This window comes from Microvirga sp. 3-52 (assembly GCF_018383585.1).
GTDB lineage: Bacteria > Pseudomonadota > Alphaproteobacteria > Rhizobiales > Beijerinckiaceae > Microvirga.
Map to the genome: position 1 here is coordinate 1 of NZ_JAHAMK010000024.1, position 19141 is coordinate 19141.

Genomic DNA, 19141 nt, shown 5'->3' on the forward strand with positions numbered 1-19141 from the left:
GTGGCCAGCACAAGCCTGGCCACGACGTCGAGGTTTGGCCGCACTAGGCCGGCAAGCAAGAGGAAAGGTCCCAAACATGCGGGCCCGAGAGAGGCCTCTTCCACCGCTTGAGCCTGCCCGAGCGTCTCAACGAATGAGGAGGGCGCTTGCGTAGAGGCCCAGTCCGAACACGATGTGCCCGGCGATGTTGAGAGCCCGGATCTGGGTCGCATTCGGGCGTTTCGAGGCCGCGATGCCCGCGCCCATGCCGGGTTGCAGCAGGAACCATCCCGCGCCGACCGTCACCAAACCCACGATCAAGGCGGGCATCAGGGTCGGCTGCCGGGGCCAGTCGGAGGACGTCACCGCGAGCAGGACCGCAGCAAACAGAATGCCGACCACATAATGACAGATCCAGCCCACCGCCCGCTCGTAGGCGAAGGGCCGGGCCTTCGCGATGTCCGCGTGATACACGGTACCGCCGGCAAGATGGCAGAACCAGCGGCCGACCGGGCCCCAGTTTGCGCCGGGAAGTCCGAAGGCGTGTTTCAGAAAAAGTCCCCACAGGTCGAATATCGCCGTGGCGCCAATCCCGATCAGAATGGAATGGTACAGGAAGTCCATCACGGTTCGGTCTCCATGGAGATCACATGAAACGGGCCTCCGAAGAGGCCCGTTCGACATAGCGTCGTTCCGCCTACTTGGTCGCGTTCTCGTACATCTCCTCGACATGCTCCCAGTTCACGAGATTGTCGAGGAAGGCCTTGAGATAGTCGGGACGGCGGTTGCGGTAGTCGATGTAGTAGGAGTGTTCCCACACGTCGCAGCCGAGGATCGGCTGGGCGCCGTGCACGAGCGGGTTCTCGCCGTTCGGTGTCTTCATGATGGTGATCTTGCCGTCCTTCACGGCAAGCCAGGCCCAGCCGGAGCCGAACTGGCCGACGCCGGCCTGGATGAAGTCCTCCTTCATCTTGTCGACCGAGCCGAGGTCCTCGACGATCTTCTTCTCGAGCTTGCCGGGAATGGCGCCGCCGCCATTGGGCTTCATCCACAGCCAGAAATGGATGTGATTGTAATGCTGCCCGGCATTGTTGAAGAGGGCCTGGTTCTTGCCGTAGGAGCCCTGCACGACCTCCTCGACGCTCTTGCCTTCGAATTCCGTGCCTTTCAGCAGGTTGTTGCCGGTGTTGACGTAAGCCGCATGATGCTTGTCGTGGTGAAACTCCAGGGTTTCCTTCGACATGTAGGGCTGCAGGGCATCATAGGCATAAGGCAGTTCGGGCAGAGTGAACGACATCGGCGTCTCCTTTGGATTGAGCGACCCGGAGCATCGGACCCAAGAGTGAATTCACCTTTGGAATCGATCCAATGCCCCTCCTTTACCTGCGCATCCCCCGATGCGGAAAATCGGGGCCACTTTTCGCTGACGCGGCCCTCTGGGTCCGCACGATGCGCCTGAGCGTTAGTTAAAGCGCCATATGCCCAAGAGCAACGGCCGAGCTGCGGACTTTTTTCTGCCCAAGCTTCCCAGCCGGTTGTCTTTTGCCTATACAGGCATAGCTTTGCCTTGATTGTCTTTGGTTTGCGTATGATGGAGACGGCATGATCATCGCTCTTCTGGCCCTCGCTTTTGCGATGATCCTCGGCGGACTGTTCGCGGCATTCTTCGGATGGGATATCGTTCTGGTCGAGCGCGGCTGGACGATGGTGATCGCCGGCAGCGTCACGGCCGCGAGCGGTGCGCTTCTGCTCGGCATCGCAGCCGCCGTCTCCAAGCTGGCGAAGATCGAGACCCGGCTGCGGCAGCTCCAGAGCGGCTTCGGCGAGGAAGCCATCCTCGGGGCGCAGACGTCCACTAAGGATCTTTCGCTGGCATCGCTCTCCGGCGGCCTCGTGGCCGGAAAGGCGGCTGCCGAGGCTGACGAGGGCGGACGCCCGGATGAGGCACAGCCCACCCTTCCGCTCTTCGAGGACGAGAGCGTGCGCGAGGCGAGCAAGGAAGAGGTGAAGACCGCCGAATGGCCGGAGGAGCCGCGGGTGCCCGAGCCCGTCGTGCCATTCCCGCCCAGGACGAGCCTCTCTCCCGCGCCGTCCCATGAAGAGGACGAGCCGGGCATGAAGGTGCCTGACTTCCTTCTGGCGGAGCGGGCGCGCGATGAGGACGAAGAGCCGCGCGTGATCGACGGCGCCGACATCCGGCAGCGCGATTTGGACGATCGCGGCCCCGAGCCGCATCAACCCGACGAACGTGACGAGCGGCCGGAGCCCGCTGTCGAGATCGTGTCGGATCTCGAGCCCGAGCCCGGTCGCGAGCCCGCCGTTACGGCGGATGCCGAGACGGAAGCGGAATTCGACGACGAAACCGATTCCGATGCGTCGCGTCCCGCTGTCGTCGTGGGCACCTACAATTCCGGCGACAACAAGTACGTGATGTTCTCGGATGGCTCCATCGAGGCGCAGACGCCGAGCGGCGTGTTCCGCTTCAAGTCCCTGGACGAGCTGAAGGAGTTCATCGCCGCGGGCGGCGAGGGGAGTCCGTCGTCCTCTATCTGAAGAGGGGGGCGAGCGCGCGGAAATCGTCCGTGGCCGCTTCTCCCATCCACTCGAAGGCGACCATCTCCGTCGTCACCCAATGGCAGCCTGCATGAAGCAGCCGCGCGCAGGCGGCGGCGACGCTGTGGTTTGAGCGGCTCGACACCGCATCCGCAACGACGAAGACTTCCAGGCCCGTGCTTCGGAATTCCAGAGCGCTTTGCAGCACGCAGATATGGGCTTCGGTTCCGCAGATCACGAGCTGATTCAGGCCGCTGCCGCGCAGAGCCGCCATCCGCTCGGCAATCGCAGGCTCGCGGGCGGCCGAGAAGGTGGTTTTGGCCAAAGTGACCGCTTCAGGCGGCAGCGCCTCCTGGACGGGTGCTACGGTCGGGCCGAGGCCCTTGGGGTACTGCTCCGTCACCGAGACGGGTATTTTCAGCCGTTTGGCGGCTTCCAGCAGGATTCTCACATTCCGGAGGACATTCTCACCTTCATGGATGGCAGGCATAAGCCGGGCCTGAAGATCGACGACGAGAAGATGAGAGCGTTTTGCGTCGAGAAGCATGGAACCCTACGTGTCCGGGTTGAAGGTGGGAGGATCGACCGGGATCGGCATCTGCATCGAGAAGTGCAGACCCTCCTCGAGAAAGTTCATGGAGACCTCCGCCTGCAGCTGTGTCGCCAGCACCCGCTGGAGCAGGCGCGTCCCGAAGCCCTGGCGCGTGGGCGTGCTCACGCGAGGCCCGCCACGCTCCACCCAGGAGAAATGCAGCATCGGGCGCTGCTCCCCGGGCTCCACCCGCCAGCGAACCTCGACCTGCCCGCCGAACGAGGACAGGGCTCCGTGCTTGGCCGCATTCGTGGTCAGTTCATGAATCGCCATGCCGATCGGCACTGCCGCCTCCGAGGGGAGTTCGAGATGCGGCCCCTCGATCGTGATGCGGTTGCGTGCCTCGTCCTCGTAAGGGCCGAGCTCGGTCTGGACGAGTTCCTCGAGCGCCGCCTTCTGCCACAGATCCTCGGTGAGGAGGTTGTGGGTGCGCGCGAGCGAGACGATGCGGCCGACGAAGCCCTGGTAGAATTCGTCGATGCTCGAGGCCGTGCGGGCGGTGGAGCCGACGATCGCCTGGACCGTTGCCAGAGTATTCTTCACCCGATGATGAAGTTCGCGGATGAGGAGATTCTGGCGCTTCTCCGCCTCTTTGTAGCGCGTGATGTCGATGTTGACCCCAACCATGCGCAACGGAGCGCCCTTGTCGTCGTAAAAGAACAGCGCCGTTGTATCGATCGTCCGGATGTTTCCGTCGGGGCGCCTGATCCGATAGGCCAGGTTGATCTCCGGGTCATGGCGCGCCAACGCTTCCGCTATCGCTCTGTTGGAGGGCTCCAGATCCTGCGGGAGCACTCTCGCCTCCCAGCTGGAGAAATCTTCTCCGAACGTGCCCTTTTCGAGGCCGAAGAGGCGCTCCTGCTCGGCCGTCCATGTCACCTTGCCCGAAGGGACATCCCAATCGAACACGCCAATTCCGGCAGCGCGCTGTGCGAGCGACAGGCGTTCCTCGCTGATCCGCAAGGCTGCTTCCGTCAGCTTCAAATCATGGATGTCGACGCTCGTTCCGACCCATCCGTTGAACTCTCCCGTAGCGGCATTGTGAACGGGCGCCGCGCGGATGATGTGCCAGCGGTACTCCCCTTCCGCCGAGCGGTAGCGGACCTCGGTCGTATAAGGGGTCGCGTTGGCCATGACAGGTTTCAGCTCCTCGGTCATCCTGGCCCAGTCGTCCGGGTGAATGGCAGCCGTCCAGCTATGGCCGAGAGCTTCTTGCGGAGGCAGGCCCGAGTACGTGACCCATCGTTCATTCGTGTAGGTCAGTTCCAGGTTGGGCTTGACGATCCACACGAGGGCGGGAAGCGATTCCGCGATAAGGTTGAAGCGCGCTTCGGTTTCGCGAAGTTTCGTCTCGGCCCGGACTTTCTCGATCGCCAGCCAGGTGCGCTCCGCCACATCTTCGACAAGGGTGATTTCGTCGCTCGTCCAGTCGCGCGGCACCGATGAATAGACGTAGAATTCGGCGATGAAGCGCCCGTTCTTGTGAATGGGAACGGCGAAACCCGAACGCGCGTTTATGGTGCTGTAGAAGGCCTGAAGAGCAGGGGCGCGGAGGCGTGGGTCGGTCCTCACATCGTTGATGATGGCGGGTTGTCCGCGCTTCAGTGACTCGATGATGGGGCTCGCCTGCTGGTCGATCTTTTCGACCTTGCCCTCATTGGTGATGAGCCCCCAGGACCACTCGCGTTCAACGATGATGACGCCGCGGTCTTCATAGACCTCGCCATAGCCTGCAGTGTCGACCTTCAGAAGTTTGCTCACATTGCGTGCAGCGATCTCCATGACCTCGTACTGGTCATCGATGTTGCTGAGCTGGTCGTTGAGCTTGAGGAGAAACTCCTGACGGCGTTGGGCCTGGCCCATTTCGTCCCGGATCTTCTGCCGCTCGTTGATGTCCTGCAGCACGCCGACGAAGCGGACAGGCTTGCTGCCTTCATAGATGATGCCGCCACGCACGTGAACATGGCCGATGCTTCCATCGGCCTTCAGGATGCGATGCTCGATGTTGAAATCCGTCTTGGTGCGGAGCGCATAGGAGATCGCCTGATTGATCCGCTCCAGGTCGGCCGGATGGAACATGGCCTGCAGATCGGCAAAGGTCAGCTTCGCGTCCGGCTGGAGCCCAAGATAGGTCTTGAAGACGGCTGTGCCTGTGACCTCGCCGGACTCCAGGTCCCGCTCCCATGCACCGAGCCGGCCGATGTCGAGGGCCAGTCTCAACTTGAAGTTGCTGGAGCGCAGGGCTGCCTCCGCCTGGGCCAAGCGTGATTCCAGCTCCGCGATACGTTGTTTATCGCCTTCTCGAGAGACGATATCGTCCTCAGCCGTTAAACTGCCGCGCTCGGTCATCGATTTGTACTCTCATAGTCTCGTACGCTCTGCGGCTTGGGGCGGCTTCCCTCGAAGTGTTATGTTTTGACATAGCGCATCGAGTCAGTTCTGGAACCCTTGGATGCAACGAATGGCAAAGGTATAGGCTAGGGCGACCTCCTCGAGCCGATCGAAACGACCGGCGGCGCCGGCATGCCCCGCCTCCATGTTGAGCTTGAGCACGACAGGGCCCCCGCCCGTCATGGTGGCCCTCAGCCTCGCCACCCATTTCGCGGGCTCCCAATAGGTGACGCGCGGATCCGTGAGCCCGGCGAGGGCCAGGATTGCCGGGTAGGCCTGAGGCTTCACGTTGTCATAGGGGGAGTAAGATAAGATCGTGTGGAAAGCCGTCTCGTCAGCGGCCGGATTGCCCCATTCCGGCCATTCCGGCGGGGTGAGGGGCAGCTCGCTGTCGAGCATGGTGTTGAGCACGTCGACGAACGGCACCTCGGCGATGATTCCCGCGAACAGGTCCGGTGCCAGATTGGCCACCGCTCCCATGAGCATGCCGCCCGCACTGCCGCCATGGGCCACGATGCGTCCAGGGGAGGTGTAGCCGGCTTGGACGAGAGCCTCGCCGCAGGCGACGAAATCCCTGAACGTGTTCGTCTTCTTCTCACGCTTGCCGTCCATGTACCAGCGCCAGCCTTTCTCCGTGCCGCCCCGGATATGGGCGATGGCATAGACGAAGCCGCGATCGACGAGGGACAGAATGCCGGTACGAAAGCTCGCGGGCATGGACATGCCGTAGGAGCCGTATCCGTAAAGCAGGCATGGGGCGGAGCCGTCGAGCACGACCTCGCGTCGGTGCACGAGCGAGATCGGAACCTGTTCGCCGTCGGGAGCCGTTGCAAATAACCGGCGGGTTACGTAATCGGCCGGGTTGTGTCCGCTCGGCACTTCCTGCCGCTTGCGGAATGTGCGCTCTCCCGTGCCCAGATGATAATCGATCACCTCGCTCGGTGTCGTCATCGACGAGTAGTGATAGCGGATGACATCCGTGTCGAACTCGTAGCCAGCCGAGAAGCCGAGCGAATACGCCTCCTCCTCGAAAGCGACACTCTCTTCGCGGCCTGTTGCGAATTCCCGCAGCACGATGCGCGGATTCGCATTCTCGCGCTCGAGGCGCACGAGATAACGGGCCAGGGCAACGACGGAGAGGATCATCGTGCCGGGTCGATAGGGCACGAGATCTTTCCAGTTGGCCCGTCCCGGCGTCGCGACGGGCGCGGTGACGATCTTGAAGTCCTCCGAGCCGTCCGCATTGGTGAGAATGATCAGGCTGTCGCCGTGATGCTCCACGTCATACTTCAGCTGGGGCGTGCGCGGCTCGACGATCCGTGGCGACGCCGATGCGTCCGTCCGGTCGAGCAGCCGGATTTCGGAGGTCTCATGATCGCTCGCCTCGATGAGCACGAAGGCGTTCGACTGCGTGATGCCGAGCTTCACGAAGAAGCCGGGATCCTTCTCCTCGTAGATCACCTGATCCTCATCGGCGCTCGTACCGAGGAGATGGCGTTTGACTCGCACAGGGCGGTGGTTTTCGTCGAGCTCGACGTAGTAGAAGCCGGACGAATCGTTGAGCCATACGGCGCCGCCCGATGTTTGCGACACCTCTTCCGGCAGATCGGCGCCGCTTTCGAGATCCCGCACCCGAATCGTGAAGTATTCAGAACCTTTGATATCCGCCCCCCAGGCCATCAGACGATGGTCGGGCGAATGATCCGCTCCGCCGAGATCGAAGAAGGGGCGTCCCTCCGCCTCCCTGTCGCCGTCCAGCATGATCGTCTCGGGCCCGCCGTCGCGGGGCTGTCGGCAGACGAGCGGGTGCTGCCCGCCCTCCCGGTAGCGGGTGAAATAGGCGAAGGGCCCGTCCGGCTCCGGAACCGTCGAATCGTCCTCCTTGATGCGTCCGCGCATCTCGGCCACGAGACGGGTCTGAAACTCCTCCGTTCCGGAAAAGGCTGCCGCTGCGTAGGCGTTCTCCTGCTCCAGGGCGGCGCGGATGGAGGAATCGAGGACGGACGGATCCTTCAGAACGTCCTTCCAATTCTCGGCCTTCAACCAAGCGTAATCGTCCTGGATCCGAACGCCATGCACGTCGAAGACATGCGGTTTGGCGGGAATCGACGGCGCAGCAGGCAGGGGATGGAGGGGAAGGCGTTCAATATTCATGAAATTGTCCAGGCAAATCATCGAGAGGCGGGATTATGCACAGATAACGGAGATTGCCCATGATGGGTCCGGCTTCGGGCCGGAGGGACCTCAATCGTGCAAGACGAGCGCCTTTCTAGTTACTTCTTCGGATCGGAAGAATGAAATTTATGTGATGAAAGCCTTAACCTATGGCAGGAGGCATTAACTGTTCAACGTAGGTTTATTGCAAAGTGAAAGTTGATACGTAGTTTTCCAAAGTTTTCCTTTTGCACATCTTGCAATGGGGCTCGATTTGACATACTTGGACGAGCGAGCACGATTTCTGTGCAACTACGGTGCGGCTCAAGCAAGAGGCAAGCATTGCTTCAGACGAGAATGCTCAAATTTAGGTTGAAATGCTTTTTTGAGTCATTCCAAAGAGCCGGAAAGGAAGAAAATCAAAATGAGCGACAACATCGCTGCTTCGAACTACATTGAGCTGGCTGCAGATATCGTTTCGGCTTATGTGAGCAATAATTCTGTTCCTTCGGGCGACCTGCCGACGTTGATCAGCGACGTCCATTCGGCTCTTCTGCGTGTCGGGGGCGGCACCGTGGAAGTGCCTGTTGAGGCGCCGAAGCCGGCAATCCCGGTGAAGAAGTCCGTCACGCCGGACTACATCGTCTGCCTCGAGGACGGCAAGAAGTTCAAGTCTCTGAAGCGCCATCTGCGCACGCAGTACAACATGACGCCCGAGCAGTATCGCGAGAAGTGGGCTCTGCCCGTCGATTACCCGATGGTGGCTCCCAACTACGCCAAGGCTCGCTCGGAGCTCGCCAAGGAAATGGGCCTCGGCCAGCAGCGCCGTAAGCGCCGTTCGTCGCGCAGCAGCAGCTAAGGTCGGCCGTCCGAGCCGAAATCAGCCGCCCTAAGGGGCGGCTTTTTGTTTTTCAGGGCCTGGCGTGTCCGCGAACCGCTTCATTCCCGGCGCGAACCGGTTGCGATAGGTCCCAGGGCTCGTGCCGAGGCGCACCCGGAAATGGTGGCGAAGGGTGGCAGCGGAGCCGAAACCGGTCGCGTCGGCGATGCTCTCGACGGAATGGCCCGTGGTTTCCAGCAGTTCCCTGGCGCGGACCAGGCGCTCCGTGAGCAGCCACTCCCCCGGCGGCAGGCCGGTTGCGGCCTTGAAGCGGCGCAGGAATGTGCGCACGCTCATCCCGGCCTCCGCGGCCAGTTCCGCCACCGGCTGCTCCTCGCCAAGGCGGGCCCGCATGCGGTCGAAGAGGGGCGCGAACCGTAGACCCTCGCGAGCCGGTGGCACGGGCCGCTCGATGAACTGCGCCTGGCCGCCTTCGCGATGGGGCGGCACCACGAGGCGGCGGGCGAGGCGGTTGGCGATCTCGGGCCCGAAATCGGCGCGCACCACATGAAGGCAGAGATCGATGCCGGCGGCGCTGCCGGCAGAGGTCAGCACCCTGCCTTCGTCCACATAGAGAACATCCGGCTCCACCTTGATGTCCGGATGGACCTGCGCAAGCTGCTCCGCGTAGTGCCAATGCGTGGTCGCCCGCTTCCCGGAGAGAAGGCCCGTCGCGGCAAGCGCGAAGACGCCGGAGCAGATGGACATCAGGCGCGCGCCTCGCGCATGGGCCCGCTGCAGGGCGGCGATCAGCGCCGGAGGGACGGGCTCCCTGGAGGCTCCGCGCCAGCCCGGGATGACGATGGTGTCGGCCTCGTCCAGCAATTCGAGGCCGCCGTCGGCAATGATCTGGAAGCCCCCGATGGCCCGCAGGGGACCCGGCTCGATGGCGCACACCGCGAAGCGGTACCAGTCCGGTCCCATCTCGGGCCGGGGCAGGCCGAAGATCTCGACCGCGATGCCGAACTCGAAGGTGCTCAAACGATCATAGGCGAGGGCGACGACGAGGTGGTTTGGCATGATGTTTACGTCTGTTGGCAGGAGTGCCACTTTCCACCATGACGCCTCTGCGGAAATCTGGCGACGGCTTTTCCACAAGGAGGTTGTCATGCCAACGAGTTCCGTCGCGGCCATTCCCGCCGCCGCTCCGTCCAAGGCTGCGGAGCATTTCGCAAGCCGCCTGGCCTTCGAGACGGATTGCGCCGACGTACACGAATCCCTCTCGGGCGGGACCGTCGATTTCGTTCTCGTCGATGCCCGCGGTCCCCATGCCTACGCGCGCAGCCACGTGCCAGGGGCGCTCAATCTTCCGCACCGGGAGATGACGGCCGAGCGCATGGCCGCCTGGCCCGAGAAGACGCTGTTCGTGGTCTATTGCGCCGGTCCGCACTGCAACGGCGCCGATCGCGCGGCCCTGAAGCTGTCGCTGCTCGGCCGCCCGGTCAAACTGATGCTCGGCGGCATGACCGGCTGGGCCGATGAAGGCTTCCCCTTCGCGCAGGGCTCCGAACCCGGATCGCTGACAGTGTCGTCCGCCGCCTGATCCCGGCATGGTCCTTCGTCATCCAAGGCGAAGGACCAATGCGGCCTTTGTGCGGAGGGAGCATGCGCCGTCCGACTTATCCTCACTCTTATCAACAGGTTTGAATCTTCGTTGACAACTAGGAATATGCCCCCACTATCAGGGGTGGAAGGGGCGACCCTTTCTTACTTTATTTATAGGAACAAAACATGAACATTGAAGACGGCGATGCGGTTCATCAAAGTATTGCCGCACCAGGGATTTCAGCCTCGAAGGGGGCCCGTTCGGAAAGGCGTGCGCGGAAGGAGAGCAGCAAACCTGGAACGACCGTCGGAGGCATGGCGGGCGATTCCCTGTCCAGGGAGGCGCGGCGGCTTCTGACGGCCCTCGACCAGCCCGAGACCTGCGCCATCGTCGATCCGACCGACCCGGCGAGCGTGCTTGTCCACAGGAGTCGATCGGGAATCTCGGTGGGGGCGGGGCGCTTCGCCCATGCCGCTGCGGAGGCTCTCGTACGCCAGGATCTCGGCTGCTGGAAGCAGGCTGAATCCGGTCGGAAGGCCCTGTTGCTGACGAAGGCCGGCGAGGCCCATCTGCGCCGCGCGTCGGCGCCGGAAGCGGACATGGCCTTCTTTCACCAGCATCGCGAGACGGATCTCGCCTCGGTCGAAACGGAGACGGGAATCACACGGGTGCGCGTGGACTCGGATGAGAGCCCGCTCGATTGGCTGCGCCGCCGTAAAGGTCGTGACGGGGCGCCGATGATCGATGAAGCCTCATATCAGGCCGGCGAGCGCCTGCGGACCGACATCATGCTGGCGGGGTTGCTGCCCGGCGTGACGGCCCGCTGGGACGGCATGCCGAAGAGCGGCGGCCCTGTCTCTCCGGGCGAGGCCACCGATCGGATGGTCGCTGCCCGCCAGCGGCTGCAGAACGCCTTCGACGCCATCGGGGGCGATTTCAGCGACCTGCTCCTCGACCTCTGCGGCTTCCTGAAAGGTCTGGAGCAGATCGAACGCGAACGGCAATGGCCGCCGCGCTCCGGGAAAATCGTGGTGCGGCTCGCCCTGGCGCGGCTGGCCGAGCATTACGGCATCGAAGCCTCCGCCCGCGGCCCGGCTGCCTCGCGCGGCATCCGCGCCTGGCAGGCGGTGGTCATCGAGGGCGGGCGGGTTTGAAAGGATTTGATGGGAACCACGCCCTCCTTGTCATGGCCGTCCGCGGATCTGATCCGGGGGATCAGACCATCCCCGGTCGCGCGTGCACCGCACTCGAACCCTCTCACGTCATCACCGGCCCTGTGCCGGCCATCCCGATCCCGTGAGGTGCTGTGCTTCAATCCATCGGGATCACCGGCACAGGGCCGGTGATGACGTCGGAGAATGTCGGGGCCGTTCCTGAACACGCTCCGGCGATCACGCCCTCGGACACGCTGCCCTAATCCTGAGGAGCCGCGCAGCGGCGTCTCGAAGGAGGCTCGAGAATGCACCGGAAATGCCCTGATCTTCCGGGGCAGAGCCTCAGCGCTGCTCCCCGGATGAGGGCAAAGCGAGAGAAAGCGGGTGCGAGAGGACAGGGACTACCGGCACCGGACCGGCGACGACGCGACGGCGGCCGGGCCGATTGACGCCTCGTGATCCTGATCGGCGGTCAGGACGCCGCCACGGCCATCTGCGCATCGCGGCGGATGCGGTCGACCATGGATCTGACGCCGTTCGACCGTTGCGGCGTCAGATGCTCGGACAGGCCGAGCTCCTTGAACAGCACCAGGGCGTCAGTCGAGAGAGCCTCGGAAGGCGTCTTGCCGCCATAGAGGGAGATCAGGAGCGCCACGAGGCCGCGCACGATGTGGGCGTCGCTGTCGCCGCGCAGGTGCAGGACAGGCTTGCCACTGGACGAGTCGAGATCGGTCTGGAGCCACACCTGGCTCGCGCAGCCCTGAACCTTGTTGATGTCGTTATACGCCTGTTCCGGCAACGGCTCCATGAGCCGGCCGAGTTCGATGATGTAGCGATACCGCTCCTCCCATTCGTCGAGCAGCTCGAAATTGGAAACGATTTCGTCGATTGTCGGCAGCATGGCAAACCCGTGTTGTCTGCCTGTCATATAACCATCACCAGGCATTTTGGCGACGGAAGGAGCCCGATTTAAGTGCGAGGCTTGGACGCAGCAGGCTCGCGGTCTTCGGGTCGCAGGGTGTCCGAGGACCTGGTGGAGCCGGCAACGGGAAAGCCGGAGGTGGTGAGGATCTTGTCGACCACCGCCTGCTTGGCGCTGTCGGGGAGCGCCTTCCAGACGGTCTCGAGATGGCCGGTCTGATCCGGCGTGGCAGCAGGGCCGGCAGCGGCCGGCTGGCTCTTCGTGGGCGCAAGGAAAGCCTCGAGCGCCGCCGTTTCCTCGCCGTGCCGGCGCACCGGCGAGTAATAGAAAATGGCGCCGACGATGAGGATGAAACGGAGAATCGAAAACATGCAGCGGTCGGTTGCCAGAAACGAAGGACGATGCAGCACCATAACGTATGCAGGCAGCGCCGTGTAAGAAGCCGCAGGGGGAATCTGGAAACAGGATGAACAAAACCTTGCCGTTCGATCCTATGGATAAGTTATTGTAATGCAAAGATGATTTACGGAGCCGATATGCTTCCTCCCCGGTCGCGCGCTTCTCATCAGCCTCTCCAGGCCGCCTCAATTCGCGCAATTAGGTTTCGCTTAAACCGGCTCTGTCAGGCTTTGCCGTCAGAAAGACAAGAAACGGTGCCCCGCCGTCTTGTCTTGCTGACTGGGCGGACCAAAACGACATCATTCTTCGAAGACGGAACCGACTCCTTTGCGTGAAGCTTTTGTCGATCATCCCGATGACGATCTCGATCTGCCCGCTGTCGTACGCCGGAAGGCTCCGGCACGACCGACGCAGAAGCGCGCCGCCAAGCCACCGCGCAAGCCGAGCGTGGGCGAGCTAGCGGCCTCCTTCGTCTTCAACCATCCGCGCCAGATCCTCGCCGCCCTTCTGCTCACCGGATGCGGCGGCGCGATTGCCTGGAACGCGCTGGCGCTGCAAAGCAGCCGCCATCCGGCTCCTCTCTTCAACACGCGGGAGATCGTGCTGACACCCGAGCCGACGGAGGAGACGGGGAGCGAGGCCGTCCAGGCTCTGCCGCCCGCCCGTCCTGGAGCGCAGCCCGCCGAGGAGCTGGCGTCGGTGCCCGCTTCGCATGAATCCGTCGCGCATTCCTCACCGATGCCCGCGCCGGCCTCGGCTGTCGCCACTCCCAAGGCGCCTCAGCGCAGCCCGATCGCCGAGATGATCCGCAACGGAGGGCAGCCCGTTCCCGCCGCGGCACCGCCGGCCCGTGCACCGCAGGCAGCCGCTGCGCCCGTGCCTGCGCCTGCGCGGAGTGCCGCGCGAGATCCCATCGCCGACATGATCCGCATGGGCGGTCCGGTGCCGGTGCCTCCCGCCAATGTGGGCCGCTCCGATCCCGGCGACATCGTCCTGGCGGGCCAGCGTGCGCTCGCAAGGCTGGGCTACAGCGTGAAGGTGGACGGCCTGATGGGCTCCGGCACCCGGCAGGCGATCGAGCGCTTCGAGCAGGACCGTCGCTTGCCGGTCACCGGCGAATTGAACGCACGGACGATCCGCGAACTTTCCGCCGCATCCGGCATTACGGTTCAATAGTGTCCAGGCTTCGCTCGGACTTCTGGGTCTCCGCCTATCTGCGCCGCTGTTCGGTGGAGGGACTCGAGGCGGCCCTGCGCAAGCGCGGCGCCGCCGAAGCCGGTGCGGTTTTCGTGAAGGTGGACCGGCTCGACGGCACCGCAAGCCTTTATGGTCCCGCCCCGCAGCTCTTCCTCGACGACAGCGGCGAGCGCCTGTTCTCGCCGATCCTGACGGACGTGATGCCCCTCGACGTGGAGGAGCGCATGACGCGCGAACTTCGCTTCGATCCCGATCTCTGGCTCGTGGAGGTCGACGACCGGGCAGGGCGCCACTTCCTCGACCTCGCTGCCGAAGATTAGGCAACCGGGAGAGCGGGGCGGTCGATCAGATCGAACTTGCCGCCGGCGCTGCGCTGCTGCGTTCCGGCCTCGTGGATCATCGTGTAGGGAAACACGGGCGGCAGGCTGCTGACCGCGTCGAGCCGCGCGGTCTGCTCGGGCGACAGTCTGACCTTCGCCGCCGCGAGATTGCTCTCCAGTTGGGCCACGGTGCGCGGTCCGATGATGGGGAGCGAGCCTTTGGCCGCGACCCACGCGACGGCGACCTCGCCCGGCGAGACGCCAAGCTCCTCGGCAACCGTGATCACTGTATCAAGCACCGCGCTGCGCTGGGCGGAGTTCTCCGCCTGAAACACTTTGCCGCCGAGCCCCTGTGCGCGGCCAGCCTCTCCCTGCCGGTACTTGCCCGTGAGCATGCCGCCGCCGAGCGGTGACCACGCGACGATGCCGAGGCCCAGCGCCAGTCCGGCGGGGATGAGTTCCTGCTCGGTCGTGCGCTCCACGAGGCTGTGCTCGACCTGGAGGCCCGCGATGGGAACCATTCCGCGGAGTTCGGCGATGGTGGCCGCCCGGGCCACGCGCCAGGCCGGGAAGTCCGAGAGACCCGCATAGAGAATCTTGCCGGCGCGCACGAGATCGTCGAAGCCGCGCACGATTTCCTCGATCGGCGTAACGCCGTCCGAATAATGCACCCAGTAGAGATCGATGTGATCGGTCTTCAGGCGCTTGAGGCTCGCCTCCACCGACGACATCATCGCCTTGCGGCTGTTGCCGGTGACGAGGATGCCATCCTTCGGGTTGGCGCGCTGCGTGAACTTCGTCGCCACGACGAAATCGTCGCGCCGTCCTTGCAGCAGGTCGCCCAGGATCTTCTCGGATTGACCGAACTGGTAGCTGTCCGCCGTATCGATGAAATTGCCGCCGGCATCCGCATAGGCGTCGAGGATGCGGCGGGCCTCGTCAGGTTCGGTGCCATGTCCCCAGCGCGTACCGAAATTGCCGGCTCCGAGAACCAGTTCGGAAACACGAAGTCCCGTATGTTGGCCGAAGAGCTTGTCGCGCATGACTAGACCTTTCCATGATGGGGTTCTGGGCGCTGACGAAGAAAGATGACGAGGGCGAGAGCCGAGCCTCCGGTGAGGATGACGCTCAGCGCGCCCAAGGGTGAGAGCGGAAGAGCGGTGGTCAGCGCGGTGCCGGTCCCCGCGCAGGCCATCTGCAGGAAGCCGAGAAGCGCGGACGCCAGGCCGGCCTGGTGTCCGAACGGTTGCAGCGTGAGGGCCGTGCCGAGCGGATTGACCAGCCCCATGCCAAGCAGGAAAACCGCCATCGCACCCGCGAACCCGTAGAAGGTCGGGGCTGCGCTCGCCGCAAGAAGCAGGCCGCCGCCGAGCATGGCCAGGCCGATGCCGATGGTGGCGATGGGGCGTGCTCCGCATTTGTGCGCCAGGCGTGGCGCCAGCAATCCGCCGGCGAAGACGACGAACACCGTCGTGGCGAAGAACAGGCCGAGCTGCCATGCGGAGAGGCCGAGGCCCAGAATGAGGATGGCAGGTGCCGCAGCGAAGAAGGCATAGAGACCGCCGATGACGAGGCTGACGGCAAGCGCCGGCAGAATGAAGCGGGCGTCCGCCAGAAGCCCACGATAGGCAAGCATGGTGGCGGAGAGCGAGGCCGCGGAGCGGCGGTCGGCCGGATGCGTCTCGCCTGCGCTGAGTGCGTAATAGGCTGCGAGGACGGCTCCCAGTACGGCGACCAGCACGAAGGTTGCGCGCCAACCGAACTGCGCGTCGAGCGCACTGCCGAGGAGGGGCGAGAAGCCGGGTGCGGCCGCCATGGCCACCATGGTCAGCGACAGAGCCTTCGCTAGCGCCTCGCCATCGAAGAGATCGCGCGCGATGGCGCGGGAGAGAACGGACGCCGCGCAGACGCCCAGCGCCTGGATGACGCGGCCGACGATCAGCATCGGAAAACTCTCGGCTCCGCCGCAGATCGCGCTGCCGATGATGAACACCGTCAGGCCGCCGAGCACGAACCATCTTCGGCCGTAGCGGTCGGACAGAGGGCCGACGAACAACTGCCCGATGGCGAAGGCGATGAAGAAGCTCGAAAGCGTGAGGCCGAGATCGCGCGTCGGGACGTTCAGCGCTGAACCGATCGACGGGAAGGACGGAAGGATGATGTTGGTCGAGAGCGCGCCGATGGCCGCCAGTCCTGCCAGCAGGGCCAAGAGCCCGGCGGTCAGCTTGCGCTCTGCGGCAGGTTCCGCCGCTTCGGTCGGCAAGGTTTCAATGATGGACACAGGCATTCTCCTGTGGGAGGTGGAGCACGGATCGTGCAGTTTTCCGCGTTATTCCGACCGGGCTGCGATCTCATCGGCGGCCGCAGAGAGGATCTTCTGCGACAGCGCCTCGTCGCCGACGGCACGCGACAGGACGAGGGCTCCGACCATGGTCGAGAGAGCCGCGATGGATTTGGTGCGTCGGTCCTCCCCGGATGATGCTGGCACGACCCCGTCGAGAAGCCCCAAGTACCCCTCGATGCCGTCCTTGAAGGCGGCCTGGAGCTCCGGGCTGTAGCGCGGGGTCTCGCCTCCGAGCGCCGCAAGCGCGCATCCTTCGCCGCGCCGGTCCCGATGAGCATCCGACAGGTAGAAGCGGGCCAGCGCCGCCAGTTTATCGCTCGGCGTCTCGGCGAGAACCTGAGCCCATCTGTCCTTGTTTCTGGATAGGGCACGGCGGCTCGCCTCAACCTTCAGATCCTCTTTCGATTTGAACTGGCCGTAGAAGCCGCCGTGGGTGAGACCGGCCTCCTTCATGAGGTCGGCAACCCCGATGCCCTCGAAACCCCGCTCGCGGAAGAGACGGCTGGCGACGACGATCACATGCTCACGGTTCCTGTCCGCCTGTTTCCGGCTGACGCGCATCGGCATTCTCCAACAAGGAAGATCGGAGGGCATATATATGATGGACGACATTTAAATGCAATGATAAATGTCGACCATCATATAAAATGGCTGAGGGATTTCCGAGCTGCGCTGGAACTCTCGGTCGAAGAGCCTGGAGAGGCCATCCTGCTGTTTCAGGGCGAGCGGCCCACGCTCATGGTCGTTCGGAATTCTGCATCGTCGTCGATGAAGGCAGTCTCGGTCCCGGCGCCCATGGCGTCGAAGAAGCGGCTGACGAAGCAGCGGAAGGCGGCACAGAGGGCGATGTCGCAAATCTGCCGGTCTGAGAATCCGACCCCGCGCAGGCGGTCGATATCGACCTGCGAGATCCGGGATGCGTCCTGCGCGATCGTCTCCGCATAGGCCAGCATCTCCACATCCCGGTCCGACAATCCGGCGGTCCGGAAGTCCCGCTGAACGGCCAGCACGGCTTCCTTCGAGCCGAGATCGGCGATGAGCTGCTTGCCGTAGACATGGGAGCAATAGGTGGAGGGGATGTGCTTTGCCGCGATCAGCGTGATCAGGCGCCATTCGCGAACGCCGAGGGAAAAGCCGGCGCGGATGCTGTCGGAAAAATCCGTGTAGATCGGCAGCAGGTCCGGCCGGGCGGTGAAGCATTTCGCGGCTTCCATCACGAAACCGAGCTGCGCTTTCTGCTTGTCGTAAATCTCCGCAACGCGGCCGGCTGCCTGTTCTTCCTCGATCGTCTCCAGGAACATCCGACCCTCCAGTCAGACCGCCACTCCCGACAATCTAGCAGAAACCCGGTCGAGCCGGCATCCCTCCTGCACGCCGCCTCAGAGCCCGGCTCGTAAAGGGCCAGCAGCCTCCTCACGTCGTCGCCGGCCTCGTGCCGTTGATCTCGATCGGACGAGCGCATGATGAGCTGACCTCTCAGGTTGAGCGCTGAGAGGCGAGCTGATTGACGATCGGGCTTTCAAGATGAGGATTGCGGATAATGATGTGCTCTACGCGAGCGCTTCGCCCGAGAGGGTCCTGACATCCAGAATGGCTTCGATGAGGGCGAGGGCGACCGGGGCTGAAACATCCCGCATTTCCTGCACCAGGGTCCTGATGGCGGAGAGCGGGTAGGAGAGGGCCGGGTGCAGGGTGAGAAAGATCCTCATCGCATCCTTTTGCGTCACGCCCAGAACCTTCAGCGCGAGGGCGAGAAGGCGGTGGCGTCCGATTTCGAGCACGCGCCAATCCGTCGACGCGGGAAAACCGAACAGGGAGGTGAGGAGACCTTCAAGCCTGCGGTCGTCGCCTTTGAAGCCTGCAGCCGTGAGTTCCGCGAGGTCCTGCTCAATCAGCGTGAACGAGAGGCTGATGCGCCGGTGGGCGAGGGAGGCTGCGACTCGCTCCCGGATGTCTTTGCGGCGCTCCGCATCCGCCACGAGGTAAAGGGACGCCTGACCGGCCGTCGGGAGGTCGGACCGCTCGAGAAGAATAGCCGCGAGGGTAGGGCGATGGCGCGCCCGCCGCAGCAGATCCGTGAAAGGTGCGGTGTCGGGAGCAAAAGCCGGATTGGATGCGAGCGCGTCCTCGACGGCGCTCTCTCTCAGCGCCAGCAGTTTCTGAATGGTCGTCTGATCGAGATCCGTCCGTGAGGCGAGGGAGAGGCGCCCCTGCGGAGTCGCAAGCTGCCTACTGCCTGCCGCAGGCAGCAGACGCGCCGCATCATGGTGCAGGATGTCGCGCGCGTCGGGGGAATGCTGCGCCAGGTAATCGAGAACGGAGGCCGGCGTGTCAGGGCAGGAGGCCAGGATACGGGCGAGGTCGAGCAGGGTTGCGGGATCGGTTTTCGGCAGGAAGCCCAGGACAAGGGTCTCGAAGGTCTCGATGCTCTCGCGGTCGTGCGCCGCAGCGGCGACGAACATCTCTGCATTCACTTTCAGGAGAGCGGCCCGCGCGTCGGAATGGCTGCCCTCCGAAGACCCGAAACCCGACAGGTTCGACCACAGGTCAGGATTTGCAGACGACACCATACTCATACTCGCTTCAACGCAACCGGCCGAAGGCTAGGATTCGTTCGTTAGCGCATCTTTAACGGGCAGGAGCGGCCCGGATATTAGGCCCCCTGCATGGGGAACCTAAGCGCGACAGTGGGTGTTGTTTTCATGTCAGG

General features: G+C 63.8%; 19 protein-coding genes. 6 read left to right on the plus strand and 13 right to left on the minus strand.

Features of this window, described 5'->3' with window-relative positions; translation table 11 throughout:
- Positions 1 to 126 precede the first annotated feature (126 nt).
- Positions 127 to 606 carry a DUF2938 domain-containing protein gene (locus KHP60_RS17240; protein WP_213565567.1) on the minus strand — a complete coding sequence of 160 codons (480 nt, stop codon included), beginning with the start codon at positions 604 to 606 and terminating at the stop codon, positions 127 to 129.
- Positions 607 to 676: 70 nt separating this feature from the next.
- Positions 677 to 1276 (minus strand): superoxide dismutase, encoded by a 600-nt coding sequence (locus tag KHP60_RS17245; protein WP_213565568.1) that lies wholly within the window; start codon positions 1274 to 1276, stop codon positions 677 to 679.
- Between the two features lie 305 nt (positions 1277 to 1581).
- On the opposite strand from KHP60_RS17245, the gene KHP60_RS17250 reads away from it, so the two are divergent.
- The gene (locus KHP60_RS17250) at positions 1582 to 2532 is read left to right on the plus strand and encodes a hypothetical protein (protein WP_213565569.1); all 951 of its coding nucleotides are present in this window, start codon (positions 1582 to 1584) and stop codon (positions 2530 to 2532) included.
- Here the strand turns inward: KHP60_RS17250 and KHP60_RS17255 are convergent.
- The 3 genes from KHP60_RS17255 to KHP60_RS17265 form a co-directional block, all read right to left on the minus strand.
- Positions 2525 to 3079, minus strand: a complete 555-nt coding sequence (locus KHP60_RS17255; RefSeq protein WP_213565570.1) for a hydrolase — start codon at positions 3077 to 3079, stop codon at positions 2525 to 2527. The two genes, KHP60_RS17250 and KHP60_RS17255, sit on opposite strands and share 8 nt — an antisense overlap.
- A gap of 6 nt (positions 3080 to 3085) precedes the next feature.
- Positions 3086 to 5386, minus strand: a complete 2301-nt coding sequence (locus tag KHP60_RS17260; RefSeq protein ID WP_213565571.1) for a PAS domain-containing protein — start codon at positions 5384 to 5386, stop codon at positions 3086 to 3088.
- 171 nt (positions 5387 to 5557) lie between these two features.
- Positions 5558 to 7669, minus strand: a complete 2112-nt coding sequence (locus KHP60_RS17265) for a S9 family peptidase (protein WP_213565572.1) — start codon at positions 7667 to 7669, stop codon at positions 5558 to 5560.
- Positions 7670 to 8093: 424 nt separating this feature from the next.
- Between KHP60_RS17265 and KHP60_RS17270 the strand changes: the two genes are divergently transcribed.
- Positions 8094 to 8528 (plus strand): MucR family transcriptional regulator, encoded by a 435-nt coding sequence (locus tag KHP60_RS17270; RefSeq protein WP_152715227.1) that lies wholly within the window; start codon positions 8094 to 8096, stop codon positions 8526 to 8528.
- Positions 8529 to 8558: 30 nt separating this feature from the next.
- Here the strand turns inward: KHP60_RS17270 and ftrA are convergent, their stop codons facing one another.
- Entirely contained in the window at positions 8559 to 9569 is a 1011-nt protein-coding gene (ftrA, locus tag KHP60_RS17275; protein ID WP_213565573.1) for a transcriptional regulator FtrA, read from the minus strand.
- An 88-nt stretch (positions 9570 to 9657) separates the two neighbouring features.
- Here ftrA and KHP60_RS17280 point away from each other — a divergent pair, with 88 nt between their 5' ends.
- Both KHP60_RS17280 and KHP60_RS17285 read left to right on the plus strand, forming a co-directional pair.
- Complete coding sequence (locus KHP60_RS17280; RefSeq protein WP_213565574.1) at positions 9658 to 10092, plus strand: rhodanese-like domain-containing protein; 435 nt, start codon at positions 9658 to 9660, stop codon at positions 10090 to 10092.
- A gap of 188 nt (positions 10093 to 10280) precedes the next feature.
- Positions 10281 to 11249 (plus strand): DUF6456 domain-containing protein, encoded by a 969-nt coding sequence (locus tag KHP60_RS17285; RefSeq protein WP_249688884.1) that lies wholly within the window; start codon positions 10281 to 10283, stop codon positions 11247 to 11249.
- A gap of 472 nt (positions 11250 to 11721) precedes the next feature.
- Here the strand turns inward: KHP60_RS17285 and KHP60_RS17290 are convergent, their stop codons facing one another.
- Positions 11722 to 12177, minus strand: a complete 456-nt coding sequence (locus KHP60_RS17290) for a SufE family protein (protein WP_249688885.1) — start codon at positions 12175 to 12177, stop codon at positions 11722 to 11724.
- 41 nt (positions 12178 to 12218) lie between these two features.
- A complete protein-coding gene (locus KHP60_RS17295; RefSeq protein WP_213565575.1) occupies positions 12219 to 12542 on the minus strand; it encodes a hypothetical protein in 324 nt (107 codons plus the stop codon).
- A 355-nt stretch (positions 12543 to 12897) separates the two neighbouring features.
- On the opposite strand from KHP60_RS17295, the gene KHP60_RS17300 reads away from it, so the two are divergent.
- Positions 12898 to 13746 (plus strand): peptidoglycan-binding domain-containing protein, encoded by an 849-nt coding sequence (locus tag KHP60_RS17300; protein WP_213565576.1) that lies wholly within the window; start codon positions 12898 to 12900, stop codon positions 13744 to 13746.
- Positions 13746 to 14087 carry a DUF1491 family protein gene (locus KHP60_RS17305; RefSeq protein ID WP_213565577.1) on the plus strand — a complete coding sequence of 114 codons (342 nt, stop codon included), beginning with the start codon at positions 13746 to 13748 and terminating at the stop codon, positions 14085 to 14087. The genes KHP60_RS17300 and KHP60_RS17305 overlap by 1 nt, the downstream gene beginning before the upstream one ends.
- Here the strand turns inward: KHP60_RS17305 and KHP60_RS17310 are convergent.
- The 5 genes from KHP60_RS17310 to KHP60_RS17330 all read right to left on the minus strand — a co-directional run bounded on the left by KHP60_RS17310 (position 14084) and on the right by KHP60_RS17330 (position 19001).
- Complete coding sequence (locus KHP60_RS17310) at positions 14084 to 15130, minus strand: aldo/keto reductase (RefSeq protein WP_213565578.1); 1047 nt, start codon at positions 15128 to 15130, stop codon at positions 14084 to 14086. The two genes, KHP60_RS17305 and KHP60_RS17310, sit on opposite strands and share 4 nt — an antisense overlap.
- 2 nt (positions 15131 to 15132) lie before the next feature.
- Positions 15133 to 16368: a multidrug effflux MFS transporter gene (locus KHP60_RS17315; protein ID WP_311925130.1), complete on the minus strand. Its 1236-nt coding sequence runs from the start codon at positions 16366 to 16368 to the stop codon at positions 15133 to 15135.
- Between the two features lie 48 nt (positions 16369 to 16416).
- Complete coding sequence (locus tag KHP60_RS17320) at positions 16417 to 16992, minus strand: TetR/AcrR family transcriptional regulator (RefSeq protein WP_213565580.1); 576 nt, start codon at positions 16990 to 16992, stop codon at positions 16417 to 16419.
- A gap of 155 nt (positions 16993 to 17147) precedes the next feature.
- Positions 17148 to 17732 (minus strand): carboxymuconolactone decarboxylase family protein, encoded by a 585-nt coding sequence (locus KHP60_RS17325; RefSeq protein ID WP_213565581.1) that lies wholly within the window; start codon positions 17730 to 17732, stop codon positions 17148 to 17150.
- 249 nt (positions 17733 to 17981) lie between these two features.
- Positions 17982 to 19001 (minus strand): hypothetical protein, encoded by a 1020-nt coding sequence (locus KHP60_RS17330; protein WP_213565582.1) that lies wholly within the window; start codon positions 18999 to 19001, stop codon positions 17982 to 17984.
- Between the last annotated feature and the right edge of the window lie 140 nt (positions 19002 to 19141).